Origin of the sequence: Polyangium fumosum (assembly GCF_005144585.1) — a bacterium.
Classification (GTDB): Bacteria; Myxococcota_A; Polyangia; order Polyangiales; family Polyangiaceae; genus Polyangium; species Polyangium fumosum.
Window position 1 is genome coordinate 1 of sequence record NZ_SSMQ01000046.1, and the last position, 24,031, is coordinate 24,031.

At 69.3% G+C, this 24,031-nt stretch carries 22 protein-coding genes; 13 read left to right on the top strand and 9 right to left on the bottom strand.

The window, feature by feature from the left end; genetic code table 11:
- Positions 1-206: 206 nt before the first annotated feature.
- From dapE to ndk, 4 genes are read right to left on the bottom strand one after another with little or no spacing between them, the layout of a single operon-like run.
- Positions 207-1,289, bottom strand: coding sequence for a succinyl-diaminopimelate desuccinylase (gene dapE, locus E8A74_RS33935; RefSeq protein WP_136933257.1), 1,083 nt, complete (start codon positions 1,287-1,289; stop codon positions 207-209).
- Positions 1,286-2,113, bottom strand: coding sequence for a 2,3,4,5-tetrahydropyridine-2,6-dicarboxylate N-succinyltransferase (locus E8A74_RS33940; RefSeq protein ID WP_136933258.1), 828 nt, complete (start codon positions 2,111-2,113; stop codon positions 1,286-1,288). The genes dapE and E8A74_RS33940 overlap by 4 nt, the downstream gene beginning before the upstream one ends.
- A gap of 22 nt (positions 2,114-2,135) precedes the next feature.
- On the bottom strand, positions 2,136-2,975 hold the full coding sequence (locus E8A74_RS33945; protein WP_136933259.1) for a hypothetical protein: 840 nt from the start codon (positions 2,973-2,975) through the stop codon (positions 2,136-2,138).
- Positions 2,972-3,400 (bottom strand): nucleoside-diphosphate kinase, encoded by a 429-nt coding sequence (gene ndk / locus E8A74_RS33950; protein ID WP_136933260.1) that lies wholly within the window; start codon positions 3,398-3,400, stop codon positions 2,972-2,974. The genes E8A74_RS33945 and ndk overlap by 4 nt, the downstream gene beginning before the upstream one ends.
- Before the next feature lie 168 nt (positions 3,401-3,568).
- On the opposite strand from ndk, the gene E8A74_RS33955 reads away from it, so the two are divergent.
- The 8 genes from E8A74_RS33955 to E8A74_RS33985 all read left to right on the top strand — a co-directional run bounded on the left by E8A74_RS33955 (position 3,569) and on the right by E8A74_RS33985 (position 14,243).
- Complete coding sequence (locus E8A74_RS33955; protein WP_136933261.1) at positions 3,569-4,282, top strand: response regulator; 714 nt, start codon at positions 3,569-3,571, stop codon at positions 4,280-4,282.
- On the top strand, positions 4,279-6,114 hold the full coding sequence (locus tag E8A74_RS33960; RefSeq protein WP_232379880.1) for a HAMP domain-containing sensor histidine kinase: 1,836 nt from the start codon (positions 4,279-4,281) through the stop codon (positions 6,112-6,114). Before E8A74_RS33955 ends, E8A74_RS33960 begins: the two co-directional genes overlap by 4 nt.
- 70 nt (positions 6,115-6,184) lie before the next feature.
- On the top strand, positions 6,185-8,365 hold the full coding sequence (locus E8A74_RS33965) for an alkaline phosphatase D family protein (RefSeq protein WP_136933262.1): 2,181 nt from the start codon (positions 6,185-6,187) through the stop codon (positions 8,363-8,365).
- Between the two features lie 845 nt (positions 8,366-9,210).
- A complete protein-coding gene (locus tag E8A74_RS33970; RefSeq protein ID WP_136933263.1) occupies positions 9,211-9,678 on the top strand; it encodes a hypothetical protein in 468 nt (155 codons plus the stop codon).
- A gap of 271 nt (positions 9,679-9,949) precedes the next feature.
- Complete coding sequence (locus E8A74_RS33975) at positions 9,950-10,831, top strand: hypothetical protein (RefSeq protein ID WP_136933264.1); 882 nt, start codon at positions 9,950-9,952, stop codon at positions 10,829-10,831.
- A 213-nt stretch (positions 10,832-11,044) separates the two neighbouring features.
- Positions 11,045-11,908 (top strand): pepsin/retropepsin-like aspartic protease family protein, encoded by an 864-nt coding sequence (locus tag E8A74_RS33980; RefSeq protein ID WP_136933265.1) that lies wholly within the window; start codon positions 11,045-11,047, stop codon positions 11,906-11,908.
- Between the two features lie 139 nt (positions 11,909-12,047).
- Complete coding sequence (locus E8A74_RS54195) at positions 12,048-12,965, top strand: hypothetical protein (RefSeq protein ID WP_211365508.1); 918 nt, start codon at positions 12,048-12,050, stop codon at positions 12,963-12,965.
- Between the two features lie 570 nt (positions 12,966-13,535).
- A complete protein-coding gene (locus E8A74_RS33985) occupies positions 13,536-14,243 on the top strand; it encodes an OmpA family protein (protein WP_170229572.1) in 708 nt (235 codons plus the stop codon).
- Between the two features lie 173 nt (positions 14,244-14,416).
- Here the strand turns inward: E8A74_RS33985 and E8A74_RS33995 are convergent, their stop codons facing one another.
- Together E8A74_RS33995 and E8A74_RS34000 are read right to left on the bottom strand one after the other, a co-directional pair.
- A complete protein-coding gene (locus tag E8A74_RS33995) occupies positions 14,417-14,548 on the bottom strand; it encodes a sigma factor-like helix-turn-helix DNA-binding protein (protein ID WP_136933267.1) in 132 nt (43 codons plus the stop codon).
- A 74-nt stretch (positions 14,549-14,622) separates the two neighbouring features.
- Positions 14,623-14,952, bottom strand: coding sequence for a four helix bundle protein (locus E8A74_RS34000; RefSeq protein WP_136933268.1), 330 nt, complete (start codon positions 14,950-14,952; stop codon positions 14,623-14,625).
- Positions 14,953-15,336: 384 nt separating this feature from the next.
- Between E8A74_RS34000 and E8A74_RS34010 the strand changes: the two genes are divergently transcribed.
- From E8A74_RS34010 to E8A74_RS34030, 5 genes are all read left to right on the top strand, one after another.
- A complete protein-coding gene (locus E8A74_RS34010) occupies positions 15,337-16,554 on the top strand; it encodes an ABC transporter permease subunit (protein WP_136933269.1) in 1,218 nt (405 codons plus the stop codon).
- 26 nt (positions 16,555-16,580) lie between these two features.
- Positions 16,581-17,366 (top strand): phosphate ABC transporter ATP-binding protein, encoded by a 786-nt coding sequence (locus tag E8A74_RS34015; RefSeq protein ID WP_136933270.1) that lies wholly within the window; start codon positions 16,581-16,583, stop codon positions 17,364-17,366.
- Between the two features lie 24 nt (positions 17,367-17,390).
- Positions 17,391-18,116 carry a phosphate signaling complex protein PhoU gene (gene phoU / locus E8A74_RS34020; RefSeq protein WP_136933271.1) on the top strand — a complete coding sequence of 242 codons (726 nt, stop codon included), beginning with the start codon at positions 17,391-17,393 and terminating at the stop codon, positions 18,114-18,116.
- Positions 18,117-18,310: 194 nt separating this feature from the next.
- Complete coding sequence (locus E8A74_RS34025; protein ID WP_136933272.1) at positions 18,311-19,216, top strand: SH3 domain-containing protein; 906 nt, start codon at positions 18,311-18,313, stop codon at positions 19,214-19,216.
- Positions 19,217-19,285: 69 nt separating this feature from the next.
- Positions 19,286-20,713, top strand: a complete 1,428-nt coding sequence (locus tag E8A74_RS34030) for a VanW family protein (protein WP_136933273.1) — start codon at positions 19,286-19,288, stop codon at positions 20,711-20,713.
- Here E8A74_RS34030 and E8A74_RS53025 read toward each other — a convergent pair.
- The 3 genes from E8A74_RS53025 to E8A74_RS34040 are packed head-to-tail and all read right to left on the bottom strand — an operon-like array spanning position 20,666 to position 23,893.
- The gene (locus E8A74_RS53025) at positions 20,666-21,448 is read right to left on the bottom strand and encodes a metallophosphoesterase family protein (RefSeq protein ID WP_170229574.1); all 783 of its coding nucleotides are present in this window, start codon (positions 21,446-21,448) and stop codon (positions 20,666-20,668) included. The genes E8A74_RS34030 and E8A74_RS53025 overlap by 48 nt on opposite strands.
- Entirely contained in the window at positions 21,445-22,689 is a 1,245-nt protein-coding gene (locus E8A74_RS53030; RefSeq protein ID WP_170229575.1) for a carboxylate--amine ligase, read from the bottom strand. Before E8A74_RS53030 ends, E8A74_RS53025 begins: the two co-directional genes overlap by 4 nt.
- A 19-nt stretch (positions 22,690-22,708) precedes the next feature.
- Positions 22,709-23,893 (bottom strand): GNAT family N-acetyltransferase, encoded by a 1,185-nt coding sequence (locus tag E8A74_RS34040; RefSeq protein WP_136933275.1) that lies wholly within the window; start codon positions 23,891-23,893, stop codon positions 22,709-22,711.
- Between the last annotated feature and the right edge of the window lie 138 nt (positions 23,894-24,031).

The window sequence follows — 24,031 nt, forward strand, 5'->3', positions numbered from 1 at the left end:
CCCCCCCCCCCCCCCCCCCCGGGACAAAAGAGCTAGAACATCGAGCGGTTGTCAAACCGATCGATGTTCTAGGTCGTCGCGCCGGGGTTTCACCCCGGACCCGACCAGGGGTTGTCCACCCCTGGACCCGGACCAGGCACGGCCTGGACTCGAGGGTGGAAGAACTGCGCGATGCGCAGTTCTTCCAGCGGGCCCCCGTGGCAAGCCTAGCGCCGCCCGATCGCCTCGAAGAACCGGCAGAGGATCGCGTGGCCTTCGGAGAGCAGCGGGATCGACGTCCACTCGTTCCGCTGGTGCGCTTGTGCGTTCACGCCGGGCCCCCAGTTCACGGCGGGCACGGAGAGGGCCGCGAAGCGCGCGACGTCGGTCCATGCCTGCTTGGCCTCGACGCCGGCAACGCCCGCGTCCTTCAGCGCGCGCACGAGCGGGTGGGATGCGTGGGGCGGCGCGGAGGGGGAGAGGTCGGTCCACTCGATCTTCGCGCGCCCTGCGACGAGCGCTTCGATGTCGCGTTGGGCCTCGGCGATCGACGTGTCGGGGGAGAAGCGGTGGTTCAGGTTGAGCGTGAAGGCGTCGGGCACGACGTTCCGGCCGCGACCGCCCTCCCCGAGGGTCGCGGACGTGACCGTGCGGTACGTGAGCCCGTCGAGGATCACGGTGCGCGGCTCGCGCGCGCCGAGCTCCATGAGGAAAGGGCCGGCCTTGTGGATGGCATTCTCGCCTTGCCACGGCCTCGCGCTGTGCGCGGTGCGGCCCTCGAACGTCACGCGCGCGTGGATCGAGCCGGACGCCCCGAGGCTCAGCTTGTTGTCCGAGGGCTCCATGCAGACGGCGAGATCCACGGCCGTCGCCTCGGGGTCGTCCGCGAGCACGCGGCCAAGCTCGTTGTCCGCGTACGGCCCCTCCTCGCGGGCGTAGAAGATCAACGTGAGATCGGTGCCTGCGATCTCGCGCGCGCCGTGCTCCAGGAGGTCGAGCATGAGCGCGAGGCCCGACTTCATGTCCGAGGCGCCGGGGCCGTAGAGCTTGTCGCCCTCCACGCGCGGCGGACCGTCGTGGGACGTGCGCACGACGTCGAGGTGCCCCGCGAGCGCGACGCGCGGGCCACCCGTGCCTCGCGTGACAGGCACGACGATCGAGTCGCCGTGACGGCGCGCCGGCGCGGCGAGCGACGCGCGGGACACGCGCTCCAGGACCGCGTCGGCGATCCGCTGCTCCTCCCCCGTCGGCGAGGGAATGTTGCAGAGCCAAAGAAGCGTCTTGACGAGCCGCGCTTCGACGCCGCTCATACCGCCACCGCGAAGTCCCGGAGCGCGGCGTTGAGCGAGACCTTGCGATCGGTCGACTCGGTCCGCTTTCCGATGATGAGCGCGCACGGCACGCCGAACTCGCCCGCCGGGAAACGCTTCGGCCGCATGCCGGGGATGACGACGCTGCGCGCGGGGACACGCCCGCGGTGCTCGACGACCTCTGCGCCGGTCACATCGAGGATCGCCGTCGACGCCGTGAGCACGACGCCCGCGCCAAGCACGGCCTCGCGCTCCACGATCACGCCTTCGACCACGATCACGCGCGACCCGACGAACACGCCGTCCTCGATGATCACCGGCTGCGCGCCCGGCGGTTCGAGCACGCCGCCGATCCCGACGCCGCCCGCGAGGTGCACGTCGCGGCCGATCTGCGCGCACGATCCCACCGTCGCCCACGTGTCGACCATCGTCCCCGCGCCCACGCGCGCGCCGATGTTCACGTAGCCCGGCATGACGATCGCGCCGGCTTCGAGGAACGCCCCGTACCGCACCGCGCCCGGCGGAACCACACGCACGCCCGCGGCGTCGAGGCCCCGCTTCAGCGGGATCTTGTCGTGGAACTCGAGCGGCCCCGCCTCCATCACCGACATCTTCTGCACGGCGAAGTAGAGCAGGATGGCCTGCTTCACCCACGCATGCGTCACCCAGTTGCCCTCGGAGATGGGCTCGGCGACGCGGAGAACACCACCATCGAGCGCGTCGATCGTCTGCAGGACGGCGCTCTCGTGCGCGGGATCCTTCAGGAGGGAACGATCGGCGAAAGCGGCCGAGACGAGCGGCGCGAGGGAGTCGGCGAGGTTCATCCCGGCCGACTTAGCACGGATTTTACGTCGCCTCGCGCTCGCTCTCGATCGAGACGATCCCCGCGGCCGCGTCGATCGTGAGCCCGAGCTTCGCGCGACGCGCGGCCACACGAGCGATCCCGAGCGCGCTCGGCACCTCGCCTCGTGCCGTCACGGACAACACGAGCCGCGTCGCTGCTGCGTTCCGCGGCGCCGGGCTCAAGCGAACGACGAGCCCCCCGCTCGGCGGACGCGCGACGCCGAGCCGCGCCGGCACCGTCCCGCGCCGCGAGGCGATCGGCGCCGCGAGCTCCACGAGCCCGCCGAGCACATGCCGATCCGCCACGAGCCACGAGGGCCGCGGCGCCTCCACGGCGATTCGAATCACCCCCTCCTCGGTCGCCCGATTCGCGCCAAACCGTTGCTCCAGCACGTCCACGAGATCCAGCTCCGTGGGCGCGGGCGTGACGGCCGCGGCGAAGAACTCCGCGATCGCGAACGTGTCCCGCAGCTCCGCCCCGTGCTTGCGCACGGAGGCTTCGAGGGCGAGGCGCCGCCGCGCATCGGAGAGGGATCCTCCGTCGGAGAACGCGGACGAGAGGGCGGCGACACACGCGCCTGCGTGCGTGCCGAGGTTGCGGGCTTGATCTTGGGCTTCCAGGTCGGAAGCGAGCGTCGCGACGAACGCGAGCTCGAGCGCGACGAACGACGCGCGCAGCGCCTCGCAGGCCGGGACCATCTCGCTCAACGCGACCGCAAGGGCGCGTGGCCCGATGCGGCGTGAGCCGAGCAGATCACCGAAGCCTTCGAGCGCGGCGAGGCCCTCACGGACCGCGCCGCGGGCGATGGCGAGCGGGCTTTCTGCGCGCGCCGAGCCGGTCACGCGCGGGGCGAAACCTCGTAGCCGGCGAAGAAGTAGGCGATCTCGCGGGCCGCGGACTCGGGCTTGTCCGAGCCGTGCACCGCGTTCTCGCCGACGCTCGCGGCGTACAGCTTGCGGATCGTACCTTCGGCCGCGTTCGCGGGGTTCGTCGCGCCGATGACCTCGCGGTACTTCGCGATCGCGTCCTCGCGCTCGAGCGCCATGATGACGATCGGGCTGCGGGACATGAACGAGCAGAGTTCGTCGAAGAAGCCACGTCCACGGTGCTCCGCGTAGAAGCCTTCGGCCTCCGCGCGGGTGAGGTGGACGCGCTTCATCGCGCGAACGATGAAGCCCTCCTGTTCGAGGCGGGCGATGATCGCACCCGTGTGGTTCTTCTCGACCGCATCGGGCTTGACGATGGAAAGAGTGCGCTCCAGTGCCATGAGGCGCCCCTACTAGAAGAAAGAAGGCGTGCGCGCAAGAAAAGCTCGCGCTGGCGCGTCGTTCTTGCCGAAATGGAAGGGGGACGCCCGCCATGGCTCGGCTCGCCCCCATGCTCGACCGCACGCCACGCGCCTGTCACACAAGGCTGCTAGAGGTGGGGCCCACGCATGCCGACGAACGTTCTCATCGTCGAGGACGAGCGCGACCTCCAGCGCGTCCTGTCCTACAACTTCAAGCAGGCGGGGTTCGACGTCGTCTCCGCGATGAACGGCGAGACGGCGCTCCGCGCGGTCAAAGAAGAGCCGTTTGACCTCGTCATCCTCGATCTCATGCTCCCCGACATGCCGGGCACCGAGGTGTGCAAACGCCTCAAGCAGTCCCCGGAGACGGCCAGCATCCCCGTCATCATGGTCACGGCCAAGGGCGAAGAGGTCGACCGCGTCGTCGGCTTCGAGCTCGGCGCCGACGACTACGTCGTCAAACCCTTCTCCGTACGCGAGCTCATCCTGAGGGCGCGCGCGATCTTGCGCCGCACCGAGGGCCCGCAGCCCGACGGCGCGAAGATCGACTTCGGCGTCCTCCGTGTCGATCGCGCCGCGCACCGCGCGTGGGTGAACGGCGAGGAGATCGCCTTCACCGCGCTCGAGTTCAAGCTGCTCGTCGTGCTCTTCGATCGCCGCGGCCGCGTCATGACCCGCGACGTCTTGCTCGACGAGGTCTGGGGCTCGCACGTCGACGTCACGGCCCGCAACGTCGACACGCACGTCAAGCGCGTGCGCGAAAAGCTCGGCCTCGCGGGTGACTACATCGAGACCGTGCGCGGCGTCGGATACCGCTTCCGCGCCGAGCCCGGCGAGCTCTCCCCGCCTGCGGACGAATGATCGGCCGCCTCGGCATCCGCGCGAAGCTCATCGTCGCGTCGGTCGTGCTCATGCTCCTCGCGGGCCTCGCGATCGAGCGCTTCGGCTCCCGCTCGCTCGAAGCGCTCATGATCGAGCGCACGATGGTGCAGCTCACCGGCGAGCTCCGCCTCTGCGAGGACATCGTCCGGCGCCGCTGCGAACACTCTCCGTGCTCCGAGGGCAACACGCTCGACGTGCTCTCCGACGAGCTCGGCGCCCTCTCCGGCGGACGCGTCACGCTCATCGCCCCGGGCGGCGCCGTGCTCGGCGACTCCGAGCTCACGCACGACGAAGTCTTGCGGACGGAGAACCACGCCGCGCGGGAGGAGATCGCCTCCGCGCTCGCGACCGGCACCGGCAGCGCGTTTCGCTACAGCGGCACCCTCGGCCAGCGCATGATCTACGCCGCGAGCCGCTACGCGAAGCCCGAGCACGGCGTCGCCGTCGTGCGCATCGCCGTGCCCCTCACCGGCGTCGACGCGGCCATCGGGGGCGCGCGCATCTTCTTGCTCGTGGGCATCGCCGTCGCGATCGCCGCGGCCGTGGCGATGAGCGCGTTCGGCACCTACCTGCTCACGCGCCCCGTCCGCAGCCTGACCGAGGCTGCGCTCGCGATGGCCGGCGGCAACCTCGCGATCCACGCGCCCGCGCAGGGCACCGACGAGACCGCGCAGCTCGGCCGCGCCTTGAACCGCCTCTCGAGCGAGCTGCTCGCCGCGATCGAAGAGCTCCGCGACGAGCGTGATCTCCTCGCCTCGATCCTCGACGGCATGAACGAGGGCGTCCTCGTCACCGACGGCGACGCGCGCATCGTCCTCGCGAACCGCGCGCTGCGCGGCATGACGCTCGTCGGCGAAGGCACGATCGGCAAGAGCGTGATCGAGGTCATCCGCAACGCCTCGCTCCAGGAGGCGCTCGATCGCGCCGCCGCGGGGAGCGAGGCCGTCATGCGTGAGGTCGAGCTCTCGGGCCTGCTCCCGCGCAAGCTCCTCGTGCGGGTCTCCAAGCTCCCGACGCGCAAGGATCGTGATCGTCAGACCACCAACGATCGCGGCCTCATCGCCGTCTTCCACGACGTCACGGACCTCCGGCGCCTGGAGACGATCCGCACCGACTTCGTGGCGAACGTCTCGCACGAGCTGCGCACCCCGGTCACGGCCATCAGCACCGCGGCCGAGACGCTCCTCGCGGGCGCGCTCGCCGAGCCTGAAGAGGCCGCCGAGTTCGTCGACGTCATCGATCGTCACGCCAAGCGCCTGCGCCAGCTCGTCGACGACCTGCTCGATCTCTCGAAGATCGAGAGCAAGAACTACCGCTTGAAGCTCGTCGAGCAGGACGTGATCCCCGCCGTCACGCACGTCACGCGCCTGCTCGAAGAGGCCGCGCGGCGCCGCAAGGTCGAGCTGCGCGTCGAGCGCCCCGAGGGCCCGCTGCCGGCGCGCATCGATCGCCGCGCCATGGAGCAGGTCCTCATGAACCTCTGCGACAACGCCACGAAATATGCCGGCGAGGGCGCGCATGTCGTCCTCACCGCGCAACCGAAGGCCGGCGGCGGCGTGGAGATCCGCGTGAAGGACGACGGCCCCGGCATCCCGCCGGCGCACCTCGGCCGCATTTTCGAGCGCTTCTATCGCGTCGACGCGGGCCGCTCGCGGGACCTCGGCGGCACGGGCCTCGGCCTCAGCATCGTCAAGCACCTCGTGGAGCTCATGAACGGCACGATCGACGTGGAGAGCGAGCTCGGAAAGGGCTCGACGTTCACGGTGCGACTCCCGCCCACGGGGGACAGAGCGTCGCGCGACCGGATGTAGCTCTCACCGCGGGACAAAAAGAATCCGTTCGGGCTTTTGCTGCGGCCCCCGGCTCTGGCACATTTCCGTCATGCTGAGCCGTAGAAGCTTCCTTCGTGCAACGGTCGTCACCCTCGGCGCCGCGTTTGTTCCTGGATGCGGCGACGATACCTCGAACACGACGGGCAATCGTACGCTCGTGAAGGGGTCGGGGTATTTCCCGCAATCCGTCGCCTCGGGGGATCCACGCCCGAAGAGCGTCGTCGTCTGGACGCGCGTCGTCGACGGCGAAAAGGCGGGCTGGGACCTCGACGTCGAGCTCGAGGTCGCGCTCGACGTTGCATTCACGAAGCCCGTCTCCGAGCCCATCAAGCTCCAGGCCCTCGCCGCCTATGACAACTGCGTCAAGGCCCGCATCGTCGGTGAACCCGGCACGACCTATTACTACCGATTCGTGTACGAGCGCGACGGCATCCATTACGTCTCGCGCGTCGGCCGTACGAAGACGGCGCCCGACGAGGACGCGGACGTGCCGGTGCGCTTCGCCTTCGTCTCCTGCCAGGACTTCGTGGGGCGGTATTACAACACGCTCCTCGCGCTGGAGATCGAGGACCTCGATTTCATCGTGCACCTCGGCGATTACATTTACGAGACGACGGGCGACCCCTCGTTCCAGACGCCGGACGACGCGCGCAAGGTCGTCTTCCGCGACCCGGCCTCCGCGATCGAGCTCGGGGCGAGCGGCGACGTGAAATTCTACGCGGCCAAATCGCTCGACAACTACCGCGATCTCTATCGCACCTACCGCGGAGACCCCGCGCTCCAGGTCCTTCACGAAAAATTCCCGATGATCCCGACCTGGGACGATCACGAATTCTCGAACGACTGCTGGGGCGCGAACGCCACGTACCTGAGCGGCCGGGCGAACGAGCTCGACGTCGCGCGCCGGAAGGCCGCGAACCAGGCTTGGTTCGAGTACCAGCCCGTCGATTATGCCGGCGACCCCGACTTCGCGTACGACCCCGCCGCCGACGTCCCGAACGACATCCGCATCTATCGCGATTTCACGTTCGGCAAGCACGTCCACCTCGTCGTGACCGATCTCCGCAGCCACCGGCCCGATCACCTCATCCCCGAGGACGCATTCCCCGGCGCGGTCCTCTTCGACGAGGCCACGCTCACGGCCTCGCCCGGGGGCCTGCCCGGTCCCACGATCGCCACGCCCTACGTCGACATCGAGACGTACGCGGGTGGCCTTTACAAAAACGTCCTCTCGCAGGTCGCGACGGCCTCGGGGTACGACGCCGCGAAGGTCACGGGCAACGTGAGCGTCGATTACATCAACCTGATCGTCGCCCAGCTCAACGGCGGTGATCCCCCGCCCGACCCGCCGATCCCGGCCATCGATGCCGCGGGCCTGCCGCGGGGCCTCTCGTATTTCGACCTCAACAAGGTCAGCTTCTACGCGCAGATCGGCACGCGGTATTTCGTGCACAAGGACGCGTTCGACGTCTTCAGCACGCTCCGCTACGCCGCCGATCCCAAGACCCAGGACGTCATGGGCGAGGCGCAGGAGGCCTGGTTTTTGGAGACGCTCACGGGCTCCACGAAGACGTGGAAGGTCTGGGCGAACGAATTCAACATCGTCCCGGTCCAGGTCGACTTGCGCCAGATCGCGGGCATCCCGGCGAACGTACAACGCCGCTTTTATATGGGTGTCGAGGGCTGGGACGGGTTCCGCGACAAGCGGAACGAGCTGCTCGGCAAGCTCGGCGGGCTCGGCAATGTCGTCGCATTAACGGGCGACCTGCACACGTTCATGGTCGGCACGCCCTGGGCCGAGCAGGATCCCACGAAAAAGATCGTCGAGTTCATGACCGGCGCCGTCTCCTCGACCCCGTTCCGCGACGAGCTCAGCTCGCAGGTGAAATCCGATCCCGTCCTGAGCCAGATCCCCGCGGCCCCGCTGCTCGCGCTCCAGATCGACGACCTCGTGCTCGACACCGAGACGAAGGTGAACCCCCACCTCGCCCACGCCGAGAGCAATACACACGGCTATGCCATCGCCGAGGTGAGCGCCGCGGAGATCGTCGTGACCCTGCACGCCGTCTCCGGGAAGGAGGTCACCACGAATTACGCCGGCAGGACGGCCGAGTTCGTGACCAAGATGCAAAAGACGCGGTTCAAGACCGTGGCCGGCGGGAGCGACCTCTTCAAGGAAATCGAAGGCGCCTGGAAGCGCTGGGACACGACCACGCTGATGTGGACGTGAGATGGGGGGCGGGACCTCCCGCCTCCCCCTCTCCACGTCTCCTTCCTCCCCCCCTCTTCCCTCGCCTCGGCTCGCAACCGGGCCCGACACGTGCCCTCGGCCGTCGACGGCGCGTGTTCGGCGGCGCGACCCATCCCTCCGCCACGCGACCCCCCGAGCGACGTTGCCCACCCCCCGGCGTTTGCCTGCGCGTGGACCCGTCGCCCCCCGTGACAAGCCCCCGCGGCAGCCGACAGCGCGTGTTCGGCCGCTCGACAGGGCCCCTCGGGCGCCGCCGGACCGTGTCTTCACAGTCGACCTTCCACCGGCACCACGCCTCGCCCCATGTCCGGCGGCAAGACGCTCCCCCTGCCGCGCCGACGCGCCTTGTCCGGCGACCTGCACCATCTCGCGTGGCGGAGACATCGCATGTCGGGGCGCCCGACAGACGAGGACGAGGGCCGATGTCGCCTGTCGGCGAACCTCCGCGCGGCGGCCGACGTCGCCCTGCGATTGAAGTCGTCGTGAAGCAGAGCGGGGGCGCACGGGCCCATGCATGTCGTGTCGCCCGACACGGCCCACAGATACAAGAGGGTGTCCGATCGGGCGGCATGCCGGGCGTTCATGCCAAACACCACGCGTGATCGGGCCGAAGAAAAGCCCGGGGGACCGTCGTCGTTATTCACCGAAAGCACGAATCCGACGGCACCGAGGTGGGGTCCACAGGTATCGTCAACGAACGGTTACACGCATTGAGGGTGCCCGTCGCGTAGGAGCTGGAAAGGGCGCCGAATGAGATGGCATGCCTGGTGCAAAGGCGCCCATCGCAGCTTTGAACGAGCTGAGAAAGGGCATACCTCGTGAACATGAAGATCCGCCTTGGCCTCCTTGCTTTGGGAACCGCTCTCCTCGCCGCATGCGGGGGAACCAGCGTCGACGACATCGAAGACCAAGCACCACAAGGAACGGTCGCCGGGGCGAGCTGGACGATGAAATCGGCTGTCGTGACGGACGATGGGGACCGGTTCTCGGTCAGCCTCTATCCCATCGAGGTCATGGCGTGTGACAGCTTCGCCCAGTCCGACACGCAGATCCTCTTCAGCGCGCCGAAGACGGCCGGTGAATATCCCCTCAAGCTCGAGCTCACGGACCTGAACGGCAGCCAGACGATCACCTTCGTCACAGGGCCCGGACAAAACGTGATTTCCTCCGAGGGAATCTTGAACGTCGAGTCCGTCTCGGCCGACAAGGTCACGATCGGTCTGCTCGCCGAAGCGGACAACAACTCGATCAACGGGCGCTTCACGACATCGATCTGCAAGACGATGAACTGAGCGCATTCCGTCGGCCGAGGCTCCCCGTGGAGCCTCGGTCGATGGGGCGTTTGGGGGAGTCGTCCCGAGGGACGGCTCCTTCGAAAGAGGGCACCACCGAGCTGCTGCGCGCCCTCGTCTGGGAAGAGCAGGCCACGCCTCTCCCCGTCCAAAACGTGCTGGGCATTCTGGTCCCAAGGAGAGCACAGGCAGCGGGTTCTACGTGGCGCACCTGGACTGCGGATTCCAGGCCTACGAATCACACACCCCGTCAACGGAGGTCATCACACCCATGGCCGTACGCACCATCCATCCCCGCACGTCACTCGGCTCCGTGCTCGCCGAAATCACCTACACGCACAGTCGGCTCAAAGCGCACCCCCTCGGCGCCCCCCACGTCGCCGCCTTCGAAGCGCTGCGCGCCGAATGGCCGGCGGTGCACAACAAGGAGCTCGTGGTACGCGACGCCATCACGGACGCACAAGCGCTCATCGATCACGTCGACGATCTCCTCGACAACCTCGCGAACGGTGTCGTCCACGCCATCTTGACGATCACGAACGGCGATCGGACACACGCGCTGTACAAACACTTCCTCGGAAACAAAACGCCGAGCGATTTCAAGCGCCCCGTCCTCGGGGGGCAACTCGAAGCGATGAAGGCCTGGTTGCCCGCTCTCGAGCAAAGCGAGCATGCGCCCCTCGTGGCCTTCGCGCCTGCACTCGCCGGGCTCCTCGGGCAAGCGAGCAGCGCCGTCACCGCCAAAGCAGAGGCCGAGGGGGCGCGGGATCAATTCCGCGATTTCGGGGAACGAAAGAAGTTCATCGACAAGCTGAACGGGTGCCGCAAAGAGACGCACGGCGCCCTCGCCAGGCTGCCGCACGAGCATTCGAGCCTCCCCAGGAATTTCGCCGACAAGTTCTTCCGCCGCGAACGCGTGGAGCCTGGGGACGAGGCGGACGTGACGATCACGTCGGTGAAGGCAAACATCGTCGAAATGCAGAAGGAGCTCGCGGCCCAGCACAAGCTGCTCGCAGACCTGGAAGCCGAGGAAGCGAAGGTCGCCGAAGCAGCCATCCACGCCGACAAGGAGGCGCTCGTCGTGCTCGAAGCGCAGGCGGCGGAGGCCCAAGCGAAGGCCGCCGCGCTCCGCGCGAAGATCGAAGCGAAGTAGCCCTCCCGCCTCCGCTCCCGCTCCCGCCTCCTTCGCCCCGCGGCGGAGACGTGTAGTCTCGAGAGGGTGCATCGTCGCCTCGCTTCGCTGCTGCTCGTCTCCTGCGCGCCCGCCTGCGCCCCGGCCGCCCCCGCGCCTCCCCCGCCCAGCGCCTCCCCCGCTCCCCCTGCACTCCCCTCGCCCGGCAGACCCTTGCCGCTCCCCACGCGCTTCGTGGCCGACCGATTCTTCGTGGAGCCCATCACCCCCAGCGGCGCCCGGCTGCTTCTCTTCACCGATACCGGCGGTGGACTCTTCCTCACCCGCAACGCCGTCGAGCGGCTCGGCCTCCCGACCGAGCAGGTCGCGGACGACGAGGGGCTGGCCGAGGGCGTACGGCTCCCGCCCTTCAAGCCGGAGGCGTCGATTCCCCCGGTGACCGTGCTCGAAGGGCACCTCGGCGTGGCCTCGAAGGACACGGAGGCTTGTCCACGCGAGAGCAGCGACGGCATGCTCGGCCAGGCCTGGTTCCGGGGCCGCACGTGGACCTTCGATTACCCGGGCCGCCGGCTCCTCCTCCGTGCCACGGGCGATCTGCCGGCGCACGACGCGTCTCACCGGGTCTCGCTCGGCTTTCCCGTGAACGAAGCCAGCGAGCGGGCGACCAACTTCCCGCGCATCCAGGCGCAGATCGACGGCCAGACCGTGGATCTGCTCTTCGACACGGGCGCGACCGTGAACCTCACGGATCAGGCGGCAGCGGCGCTCGCGGACGGCGGGCCTCCGGTGCGCGCCACGAGCTTCATCGTGCAGTCCACCTTCGACCGGTGGCGCCAGGATCACCCGGCCTGGCGTGTGATCGAGGGCGCCGACCTTTGCGCCCGCGGGGAGCCGATGATCGAGGTGCCGCGGATCGTGGTCGCGGGGTACGAGGTGGGGCCGGTCTGGTTCGTCCGGCGGCAGGACAAGAACTTCCACGCGTGGATGTCGCAGTGGATGGATAAACGGGTGGACGGCGCGCTGGGCGGGTCCGCGCTTCACTCCTTCCGGGTGACCGTCGACTACCCGAGCGCGGTCGCCGTATTCGAGCGGCCCTGACGAGACCCGCGCCGAGAAGGCCCCGCCGCTGTCCTCGCCGAAAGCCCCCGCGCGCGCGTCGCCCCGGAGGAGGCGGAACTCCTGGTTTCTTTTCCCCTAGATGCAGGAGAGAGGCGATGTAGAAGGCGCCATGCGCCTGATGTCCTCGTCCGCCTTTCACGGCATCGTCGTTTCGGCCTTGGTCCTCGGTGCGGCGGGGTGCGGCGGGTCGACCTCGGACAGAACGATCGCGTCGCCCTCGGGCGACCCCACCGCCGTGGAAATTGCTGCCGCAGCGCAGCCGTCGAAACCGGCGGAGCCGCCGCCCGCGCCTGCTCCGCTGCCTCTGGAGAACGGGCGCTGCCCAGCGCCGCACACGTGCTCCTTCGAGCTCGAAGGGCTGACCAGCCGGCTCCTCGGTCGCAAGGCCGACGACGTCGAGAGCGTCTCGCTGGCGGGCCAGGTGGCGAAGGTGGAGGACGCGATCCCGGTGCCGATGGAGGCCCTCCTTCCCATGATCGAGGGTCACCTCGCGGAGGTCGCCGACGACCGATTCAGCGTCGACGTGCCGGTCGAGATCCGTTTCCGCGATGGCAGCCGCGCGCAGGGGACGTTCCCGCTCGGGGGCATGACGTTGCGCCTGCGCGTCGAGGAGGTCCTGCGCGGCGTCGCCAAGGGCCCGGTTACGCTGCCGGGGGACACGCCGCCGGCGGCCGGGAAGCCGCGATCGATGTGGGTCCTCGGCGGCACCGCGTCCCCGCGCCTCCGCGGCGCGGCGCCCGCTGGGCCTGGGACAAGCTGCGCCTCGAACGCTGAGCCGCGGCTTCGTGCGGCGCTCTTCAGCGTCTTCGCATCGATGTTTGCAGGTGGCCTCGTCCAACTGCGAAAGCGGAAGTGGAAGCGGGAGCGGAAGCGGGAGCGGGGGCGGGAGCGGGAGCGGGGGCGGGGGCGGGAGCGGGGGCGGGAGCGGGGGCGGGAGCGGGGGCGGCGAGAGGGATCTTGTTGTGTACCGCCGTTGAGGAAGGGGGTGGATCCCCGGATTACGCAGGGATTGCCATACGCCGACGGATGCGTGTAGACAGAGGCCGTGCTTGCACGGACGCTTTACCGATGGCCCGCGGTTCTCATCGCGTATTCCATCGCGTGCGGCACACCGCGAGCACCGGATTATCTCACGCCTTCGAGCCCGTCCGTGGTTCCCACAGATGCCGGATCAGACGCGCCGGATGCCGCTCGGGTCGTCGACACCCGCGGATGGGCAAGCGCCGCAGATTCACCCTACAAGCCTTTCCAGAACCTTCGGCCTGAGTGCCTCATCGACCACGGTTGTCCATTCGAGCCGGCTGTGCTGCCGCCATGCCCTTCGGGGCTCGATCCTCTCGATGTCACCGAAGTCCTCGCGCGCGCCGACGAGCTTTCCGGCCAGTCCGCGCTCGTGCGTGGGATGCTGCGCGCCAGAACGATGATGACCCTGGTGGACTGCGGCTTTCAGTGCTGCAATTCGGCGGGAGGCCCCATCGTCCTTTCGTCTCTCGAAAGCTCCGAGCGGGGGATGCCTCCGAGCCTGCTGCTTGCAGACGAAGCAAACCCGTACGCGTTTCGCTGCGGGGGTGACGATTCCTGGACCTGCTGCACCTTCTCGCCGAACGTGGAGGTGCTCGTGTACGGCCGAATCGAGCCCATTCCCCCGGAACGCTTGAAATATCATCTTGTGTATCCGTCGCTCACCGACGTGCGCCTCTGCGCGCTTCATCCATTTCCACCGCCTGCCGAGCTGGAGGCGAACGAGACAGGGTGCAAGCTTCAGGGCAGGCAGTATGCGCCCGAGGAGCACGTCACCATCGGCGAGCAAATGTGCGGCTGTCATCGCGGACGCGCCTCCTGCCAGCCGAACGATTCGTCGTCCTGCTTCTATGCCGGAGAATGGCTTCCTGATAAAAGCGCTCTTCTCCTGCGACGGTCATGCGAGGTCTTGCAATGCAACAGCGGCAACTGGGCGCGTTCCCCGGGGGATTGCAGCTTCCCGATGCTTGCCTTGGTCGGCTTTGCGCTCCGAAGTACCGCGCTCGAACCGAAGGAAGCTGCCAAGCTGGAACCTCTGCCCCAGGCCCTCAGAGAATTGCCCGGCTCGATCAGAATCATCGCGCGCGTCAAAGCAAATGAAGGGCAAAATGCGGAGCAGCTCGCGCAGGAGCGCGCACAGCAGGTGAAACGATGGCTGGTCCGGCACGGGGTATCGCCGGAGGCCCTCCGCGTAGAAATCGAACGGCCGGAGATCGACGACGGCGGCCCGCCGCTCGTGCGCTTCCGATTCGTGCCGCAATCGCGCGCTTCGGCTCCACGTCCTGGTCCGTGAATCGGGCGCAGTTGATATTACCGAAGACGCTCCGAACAGGCTCCGGGAGCGGAAGCGGGGGCGGGAGCGGGAGCGGGAGCGGGAGCGGGAGCGGGAGCGGGAGCGGGGGCGGAAGCGGGAGCGGGAGCGGGAGCGGGAGCGGAAGCGGGAGCGGGGGCGGGAGCGGGAGCGGATCACGCGAGCGCGAGCGTCTTCAGGTGCTCCCGGGCGAGGTGCAGGCGGGCGTAGGCGGTCTTCGTCTTGATGCCGAGGGATTCGGCGATCTCCCGGATCGAACGGCCTTCCTCCGCCTTGAATGGCGCCATGGCATTCCAATGGGCGCGTGGATCCAGTCCGTTTCGGCTGGCCGCCCTGGGGAAGGACGGCCAGCCCTGCGGGTTCACGAGGCGCGGCGGTAGACGAGGCGTCCCAGGGTGGCGATGACGTGGTCCATTCGGTCCAGCACGTGCGCATCGACCGTGCCGATATAGCGCATGGCCTGGGCGACCTGGACGCAGGCCAGCACCTCCCGAGCGGAGCCGAGAGCTGTCTGATACCGCTGCCGTTTATGTCCGGCCGTGTTCCCGGCACCTTCCGCCGTATTGAGAGCGACGCTATGCATGGCCCTGCGCAATTGCCGAGCGAGATCCGAATCTCTGCGTTCGATTTGCTCCGCGACCCCCGCCGCGTCCCCAGCCATCAGCAAAATGACCTCGTAAATCCTGAGCATGACGAAACCCTCCGCCCGACGACCCAAACGCCGGGACCCCCCGTCCCGCACCGTCGCGCGCAGGCCTCTTCAAGGCTGCGCAGCACCGCCCGGAGCCGCCCGGAGCGCGAAGCGCGAGGACGGCGAGGACGGCTTGGCCTTGAAGAGGCCGAGCACGACGGTACGCTCGCCGCTCCCCGAGCAAAATCCCCTGAACCCCGCTCCCGCCCCCGCTCCCGCCCCCGCTCCCGCTCCCGCTTCCGCTTCCGCTTCCGCCTCCGCTCCCGCTTCCGCTCCCGCTTCCGCTCCCGCTTCCGCCTCCGCTTCCGCCTCCGCTCCCGCTTTTTTTTCGCCGCTCCACCCCTCTGTCACGGTCCTGTCACACAGCACGGGTACGACGATCCCGTGGGCACCCGCGTCACGCGTTCGCTCGCGGACGTCGTCGTCCCGAAGCTCCTGTTCCTCTGCGCGCTCGCCAGCGTCCTCGCCACGCTCGTGATCGCCGGCCTGCTCGCCGCAGAGGCCCTCGGGTTCGTGCGGACGCTCGGTGCCTCAAGGCCCGCGGCCGGCACGCCGAGCGGCCTCGCGTCGCTCCTCGCAGGCACCGTCCTCGCCACGCTCGTCGCCGTCCTCGTCGCGCTCCCGCTCGGCCTCGCCGCCGCGATCTACCTGAGCGAGTTCGCAGGCCCCCGCGCGCGCCGTATCCTCGCGCCGACGCTCGACGGGCTCGCGAGCCTGCCCACGGTCGTCCTCGGCTACCTCGCGATCGCCCTGCTCACGCCGTCGCTCGGCGCGCACCACGTGCTCCTCTCGGGCGTGGCCCTCGGCGTGATGATCCTGCCGTACTTCGCGGCGCAGAGCGCACACGTGATCTCCGCCGTCCCGCAGAACCTGCGCGAGGGCGCGTACGCGCTCGGCGCGAGCAAGCTCGCGACGGTGAACGCCATCGTCCTCAAGTCGGCGCGCGGCGGGATCGGCGCGGCGCTGCTCTTCGCCGTCGCGCGGGCGCTCGGCGAGGTGATGATCCTCGTGATCATCACGGGCCACACGCCGCAGGGCGGGTGGGACGTGTGGGTCCTCGAAGCGTCGAGCCACCTCGCGCGCGCCTCGCTCTCCGTGACGATCGAGGGCGCCTTGGCGCTCGTCGCCCTGGCCCTCGGGATGGCCGTGCCCGCCTCGATCGGCGCCGCGGCGTGGCTCGAAGAGTACGCGCCCCGCGGCAAGCGCATGTCGCGCGTCGAAAAGCTCGCCCGAACGCTCGCCGCGGCCCCGCCGATCGTCTACGGCCTGCTCGGGGTCGCGATCTTCGTGCGTGTGCTCGGCTCCGGCGAAAGCACGATCGCGGGCGCGGCGATGCTCGCGCTCCTCCTCCTGCCGCGGATGACCACGGCCTTCCGCGAGGCGCTCCGCGCCGTGCCCGGATCGCTGCGAGAAGCCTGCCTCGCGCTCGGCGCCGATCGGCTGCGCACGCTGCGCGAGGTCGTGCTGCCGGCGGCGATGCCCGACATCTGGCGCGGCGCCCTCCGCTCGCTCGCCCGCGCGGCCGTCGAGACCGCGCCGCTCGCCTGGATCGGCGCGCTCTCGCTCTCGGCGCTACCCTGGAAGCTCTTCGTCGCGGCCTGACGCCCGCGACACCCCCGGATCCCCGTATGACCTCCGACCACCCGCACGACAGCGAGCCCCCGGTGAAGATGAAAGCCGAGGATCTCCGCGCGTGGACGGACCGCGAGGAGGTCATCCGCGGGATCACGCTGCGCATCGCGGACAAGCGCATCACGGCGCTGATGGGCCCCTCCGGCTGCGGCAAGTCCCCGCTGCTCCGGTGCTTGAACCGCATGCACGAGATGACGCCGGGGAGCCGCGTCGAGGGGCGCGTGCTGCTCGACGGCAAAGACATCTACGCCCCCGGCACGAACCCCGCAGAGGTCCGCCGCCGCGTCGGCATGGTCTTCAAGAAGCCGAACCCGTTCCCGCACATGTCCGTGCGAGACAACATCCTCGCCGGCCTGCGCCTGAACGGCCTGCCCGCCGAGCGCCCCGACGAGCTCGTCGAGCGCTCGCTGCAAAAGGCCGCGTTGTGGGACGAGGTCGCGGACGACCTCGCGCGCCCCGGGACGAGCCTGTCGCGGGGCCAGCAGCAGCGCCTTTGCATCGCGCGCGCGCTCGCGCTCGGCCCCGAGGTGCTGCTCATGGACGAGCCGACGAGCACGCTCGACCCGGTGGCGACGAGCCGCATCGAGGATCTGCTCCACGAATTACGCGAGCACGTGGCCGTGGTCATCGTCACGCACAACATGCAGCAGGCCGCGCGGGTCAGCGACTACACGGCGTTCATCCACGAGGGAGATCTGGTAGAGTTCGATCGAACGGATCGGATCTTCACGAACCCGCGGGAGCGACGAACCGAGGATTACGTGACAGGGAAGTTCGGTTGAGCTGAAAGGATCACGCGAAGGTCGATGCCCCAGGGTCAGCACACGAGCCGCGTCTACGAGAACGAGCTGCGCACGTTGCGTGATCGGCTGCTGCTCATGGGCAGCCTCGTCGAGGAGATGATCGGCAAGGCGATGCAGGCCCTCGCCACGCGGGACACGGCCCTCGCGCGCTCGACCATGAAGATGGACCGGCGCATCAACCGGCTGGAGTGCGAGATCGACGATCTCTGCATGCGCATCCTCGCCATGCGCCAGCCCGTCGCCTCGGATCTGCGTTTCGTCACGAAGGCGCTGAAGATCGTGACGGACCTCGAGCGGATCGGCGACCTCGGCGTGAACATCTGCGACCGCGTGGCCGAGCTGAACGAGGAGCCGCCGCTCGGCGCGACGTTCGACCTCGTGGCCCTCGCCGACGAGGCGACGCTCGTGGTGCACGAGGCGCTCGACGCGCTCGTCGAGCGCGACGTCGACCGCGCGACGGAGCTGCTCACGCGGGACGAGGCGATCGACGAGCACTACAGCGAGATCTGGAAGCGCCTGCTCGAGCTCATGACCTCGGACCCGACGACGATCTATCGGGCGACGCGGATCCAATCGATCGCGAAGTACCTCGAGCGTATCGGCGATCATGCAATGAACATCGCCGAAACCGTGGTTTTCCTGGTCACCGGCAAGGACATCCGGCACCGGAACCGGCGCTACGAGACGGGCGCTCCGCCTCCCAACGTGGAGGGCTCCGGTCGGCCCTGAGCCGATTCTCCGCTGCGCGGAGAATCGTCGGGCCTTCCTCTGCCCCCCACACCCCCGCCGCTCGCCTTCCCTTCGCTGCGCTCCGTTGCGGCTCGCGTTCGAACGGGAAGGGCGTGCTTGGAAGGGGCGTTTCGCGCCCCGTGCCTCGCGCAAAACTTGCTGAGAGCCCGGGAACTTGTGCTACGGCACGGCCCATGGCGAAGTCCACACGCCCCGTCACGATCGAGAGGCCCTCGCCGGCCGACGAAAGGCCCGCATGGTCCCGGGTCGGGATCGTCGCCGCGGTGGGCTTCGTGCTGGGCATCGCATGGCCCAAGCTCGCGGGCGTGAAGGTCGGCCCCAACGTGCCGGGCGATCTGAAGGCCCAGGTCGAGGTGACGGCCCCCCCGACGTCCGCCCAGGCCGCGCCGCCCGCCGCCGCGCCCGCGCCCACGGGCGCCCCGACGGCCGAGCCGGCCGCCGCGCCCTCGAACAAGCAGACGGTCGCCGTCGGCCCCGGCAAGATCAGCCGTTGCTGGGACAAGAAGAACAAGAAGGTCACCGATTGCGGGGCCCTCCAGCTCGACCCCGTCGCGGTCCCCAAGCTCCAGGGCCTCGCCGAGTGCCCCTCCGCGGTTGGCCTCTCCGGCAAGCTCACGCTCGGCCTGGAGATCGATTTCGAGAAAAAAGAAGTCCACGTCGTCAAGAACAAGAAGGACAAGACGACGATCCCGACCTCGACCGTCACCGGCATCGTGCAGTGCGCCTCACGCGCCTTCGCGAACCTCCCGCTCGAAGACGTCCCCAACAAGTACCGCAATTACACGGTGCAATACGGCCTGACGTTCTACCCGCCCGGCAAGGCGCCCGAGGAGGCCGAGGCCCCGGCCGGCGAGGGCGAAGCCGCCGCCGGCAGCACCACGAGCGAGGCCGAGGCCAATGGCACGGGCGTCGTGAGTTGGGATACGGCCCTCGTGCGCAAGGATCCCAAGGACGGCGAGGTCGTGGCGCGGCTCGTGCGTGGGACGAAGATCAAGCTCGTCGGCCGCCGGAACGATTGGTTCAAGGTCGAGACGGGCGGCAAGACCGGCTGGATCTACCGCGGCGCGATCGGACTCTGAATTTCCACGCGGATCTGGAAATCGAGCGGCTTGGAACGATAAGCTCGGCTCCGAAGCGTTCTCGGGCCGATGTCACACGCAAGCGCGCACCCCTCGTCCACCACGCGACGCCCCCGCCGGAACTTCCTTCTCCGCGGCGCCCTCGCCGTGCTCGTCTCCGGCGCCGCGGCGCTGGGGGCCTCCGCCGCGTGTAAACACCTCCTGCCCACGGAAAACGCCGTCGCCAAGGGCGTGCGTATCGGCGGCGCCGAGGCCGGCCCCGGGACGCCGCGCGAGGTCGCCGCGAGGCAAGCGCGCGTGTTGCTCGATCGGCGCGTCACGCTCGTCCTCGGCGAAGAGGTCGCGCTCGAAGCGTCGCTCGCCGAGCTCGGCGCGACCGTCGACGAGGAGCGGCTCGCCGCGCGCCTGGCCTCCGTGGGCCGCGAGGGAGACCTCTTCACGCGCCTCGCGGACGCGCTCTCCGCGCGGCACGGTGGCGTCTCGGTCCCCGTCTTCGTCACGCTCCCAATCGAGCCGCTCGCCGCCGCGCTTTCGCGTCGCAAGGACGAGACCGACACCCCGCCCCGCGGCGCGCGCCTCGATTTCGCCACCGGAAAACCCACCGCGCACGTCGCCGGCCAGTACCTCGACCTGTATGCGGCCGCCTCGGCGATCGAGCGGGCCGCCGCGAGCGGAGAGGCGCGCGTGCCCGTCCCGAGCTTCGCGATCCTGCCCGACGCGTCGAGCGAGGTCGTCGCGTCGATCGACGTCTCCCGGGTCGTCACGAAATACGAGACCCGCTTCGGCTACGTCGGTGGACAGGCGAACCGCGCGCAGAACGTCGCGCGGGCAGCCGCCGGCATCGACGGCGTCGTGCTCCTGCCGGGCGAGATCAAGAGCTTCAATGCGGAGGTCGGAGCGCGCACGAAGGAGAATGGCTTCACCACGGCGCCCGAGATCTTCAAGGGCGAGATGCGGGAAGGCATCGGCGGCGGCACCTGCCAGGTCGCGAGCACGCTGCACGCGGCGGCGTACCTCGGCGGCTTCGAGATCGCCGAGCGCATCAACCATTCCCGGCCGAGCGGCTACATCCCGATGGGCCTCGACGCCACGGTCGTGTATCCCCACGTCGACCTCAAGCTCAAGAACCCCTATTCGTTCCCCGTCGTCGTGCACGCCATCGCGGACAAAGGCACGCTCACGGTCGAGATCCGCGGGAGCGGGAATCCCGCCGAGGTCGAATGGTCGAGCGCGACCGTCGGCGTATCCCCCTACAAACGCAAGATCGAGGAGAGCCCGGGCCTGGGCGAGGGGCGCGTCGTCCTGAAGCAAAAGGGCATTCGCGGCTACCACATCAAGAAGACCCGCGTCGTGAAATCGGAGGGCCGGGCGCGCGTCGAGGAGAAGACCGACGTGTATCCGCCGACCTTCGAGATCCTGATCGTCCCGCCCGGCCTCGATCCCGCGACGTTACCGCCTTTGCCCGGCGAAGCGGCCGAGCGGCAATCGAGCGGCTAACCACGCCGCGATCCCACCTCGCTGCGCCGCCGCGAGCGCCGCCACCTTCGCCATCGCCAGCGTCGTATCGTAGGCGACGCGCCGGAACCACACGGCCCCCTGATCCATGTCGAGGATCGCGAACGCCGCGCGGGGATCCCCGTCCCGCGATTGCCCCACGCTCCCGGGGTTGATCAGGTAATGCGCCCCGTCGTCGAGCTTCACCATGTCGCCCGGCGCCGGCCCGAACGCGCCGCCCCGCGCGCGCCAGGCCCCCGCGTGGTGCGTGTGCCCGAAGAGCCCGATCCGTGCGCCGTACCCGCCCTCTTGCAGCGCTCGCAGGCTCTTCTCCAGCCGCGACAAACTCGACAAATGCAGTTCGTCGTTCGGCATCGGGTGCAGCGCCGCGTGGAAGAGCAAGAGCTCGGAGGACACCTTCCGGAGGAGCGGCAACGAGGCGAGCCACTCGCGCGGCGGCCCGCCGAGGAGCCGCCTCGTCCATCGCATCGCCTGCTGCGCCTGCAGGCCGAAATGCGCCGTGTCCCGCAGCCCGAGCGCGGCGCGATCGTGGTTGCCGACGACGCCCTTCGCCCCGGCCGAGGCGAGCATCCGCGCGCATTCGTTCGGGTTCGCCCCGTACCCCACGACGTCGCCGAGGCACAGGATCGCGTCGACCCGCTCCACGTCGATCGCCGCGATCACCGCGGAGAGCGCTTCTACATTCGCATGCACGTCCGACACGACGGCGTATTTCACGGCCGCCCCGCCTTTCCGCCCGCGCGCCGGGCCCGCTGCCCCACGCGTTTCGCCAGCGTGAGCACGAGCGGCCAGGGGTCGTCCCAGGCAAACACGTCGAAGACCTTGGGCCCGCGGTACGAGGCCACGAAATCGCGGAGCGACACGGCGCCGGAAGGCCCGTAATCGAGGAGGAACGCCCGCACGTCCCCCTCGACCGAGGCCCAGCGCAAGCCCGGACGAACCGGCCCCGTGTGCGGCAAGGGCAGCCCCGCGAGCTCGGCATACGCGACGAGCGGCAGGTTCACGCCGGACGCCGCGCCGAGCCGGTTCCACAGATTGAAGCGCGGGTTCGCCTCCAGCAAAAAGAGCTCGCCCGTCTCCGCGTCCCGCTTGAAATCGAGCTTCACCACGCCCACGAGCCCGAGCGCCCGCACGACCTCGAGCCCGACCCGCGTCACCTCGGGATCCTCCACGATCTCGATGAACGTGCTCTCGCCCGAGCCCGACGGGTACGTCCGGATCTTCTTGCCCACGTGATGGGCGACGGGCTCGCCGCGCGCATTCATCCACGCGTGAAAGCTCGTGATGTGATCGTCGCCGCCGCGCACGTACCGCTGCACGACGAACGCCGTGCCCGACCGCCGCATCTGCGCGAGCCGTTTGTCGAGCTCCTCCGGCGTCCGCGCGAAAAACGCCTTCCAGGGCAACCCTCCCTCCTCGCGCACGGCCGCGGAGGTGCGGAACGACGTGTGATTCACGGGTTTCACCGCGCAAGGCAAGGGCACGCGCGCCATCACCTCCGCCCGCGTCCTCGCCTCCGCGGACGCCACCGTCGCGGGCACGGGCAAACCGAGGCGCCGCGCGAGCGTGGCGAAGCGCGCCTTGTCGACGAGCTCCTCCACGCGCTCGGCCGGCGGCAGGAGAAATCGATAATGCCGCGCTAGCATCTCCCGGTGCCGCGAGACGCAGAGCAACATGGCGTCCGTCCCGTAAAACAGCACGGGCCGCCCGCCCGTCCGCTCCGCCACGATCCGGAGGTCCTCGGCCGTCTGATCCGGGTTCTTCACGGGATCCGAGAGGACGGCGGTCCGCGCGACATATCGAGATCCGAACGTCGGATCCCCGGCGCGCGTCGAGGCCACGACGAACGGAATGCGCGGGACGGGCAGGCCCGCCTCGGCCGGCGCGTCCCCGGAGAAACACCGGACCATGTTGAGATCCCCGCAAAGCACGGCCGGGACAAGCGATTGCTCGGGCATCGTTCCCTCCCCCTCCGCATCAAGGTTCTTCCTCGGCGAATGCTTCCACCGGACGCCGCTTCGTGCTGGGACGGCCGCACAGCCGCGCCCATTCGCGCGCGGCGCGCTCCGCGTGATCGCGCAAGGCCTCCCGCAGGGTCCGCCGCGCAGCCCGGATCTCCACGATCGGCCGCGAAGAGAGCGCCATGTCGAGCTTGTACCGCACGTCCCCGCCCAGAAAATCGTATTCGCGCCGCCCCGACGCGATCGCCATTCGAATGGCCAGCGCGTGCGCGGCGATCCCCGGCCGGAGCTTCGGCGGCAAATCGGCGCGCCGACCGCTCTGATAAAAATACACCTTGTCGTTCCAGACCAGGTTGTAGAGCGCCGCCACGGGCTCGCCCCCGGCCCGGAGCACCGCGAGCTCCAGCGCGCCCCGTTCGAGCAGCGCGGGCATCACGGCATCGTGAAAGGCCGTGAATTTCTGCGACGTAAATACCCCGCTCCGGTCGTCCTTTTGCCAGCGCGCTTCGTGAAGCGAAAGGAGCGTCGCACGCGCCGACACGAGCTCGTCCGGCGTGCGCGCGACCGAGAGCACGAGCTCGCCCCGGCCGAAGCTCTCCAGATCCCGCACCGATCGCCGCACGAGGTACCGCCGCGACGAAGGCAACGCCGCGAGGTATGCCTCGAACGATTGCGGCAGCGCCACGTACGGGCTCCGGCTGCGCTCCGTCAAGGTCACCCGCAGATCCCTGCGCCCGAGCGCGTCCGCGAGCGCAAATGGCGCGCGCTTGCTGCCATCCATCGCCGGCAGCACGACCTCGTCCCAGGCCCCGAGCAGGCCCCCCGCGAGCGCCCGCGCGGTCGCCTCCGCGACGGCGTCCTCCTCGCCGCGCTCGGCCACGATTCCGATGTATTCCGAGACGATTTCGTCCGCCTCGTCCTCCCCCGACGGGAGCGCTTCGAGCCGCCGGAACGGGACGCCCCGATGCCACACGCGCCGCGCCACGAGCGGCAAGAGGCCCACGAGCCGCCCCTCGCGGGAGATCCGTAGCGCACGGAGGCATCGCCCGTCCGTCCCGCCGAACACGCGCCACCAGGCGAGGATCCACAAAGGGGAGAGCGTGGGCTCGTTGCAATCGCTGCGATCGAGCAGCGCCTCCCAATCCCCCTGCATGGCCTCGAGCTCGGCGATATCGGAGACCACGGTGCAGCAGAGTTCCATGACAGCCCTCCAGGCGACGCGGCCATTTCGAGCATCCCTCGAAAAACCGCGATCTTCGCCGTATGGACTTCTCGCGCGCGCCCCACGCGCGCCGCGCGAGCCCGATGTAGGCACGGACTGCGCCCCTCCCTGCGTTCC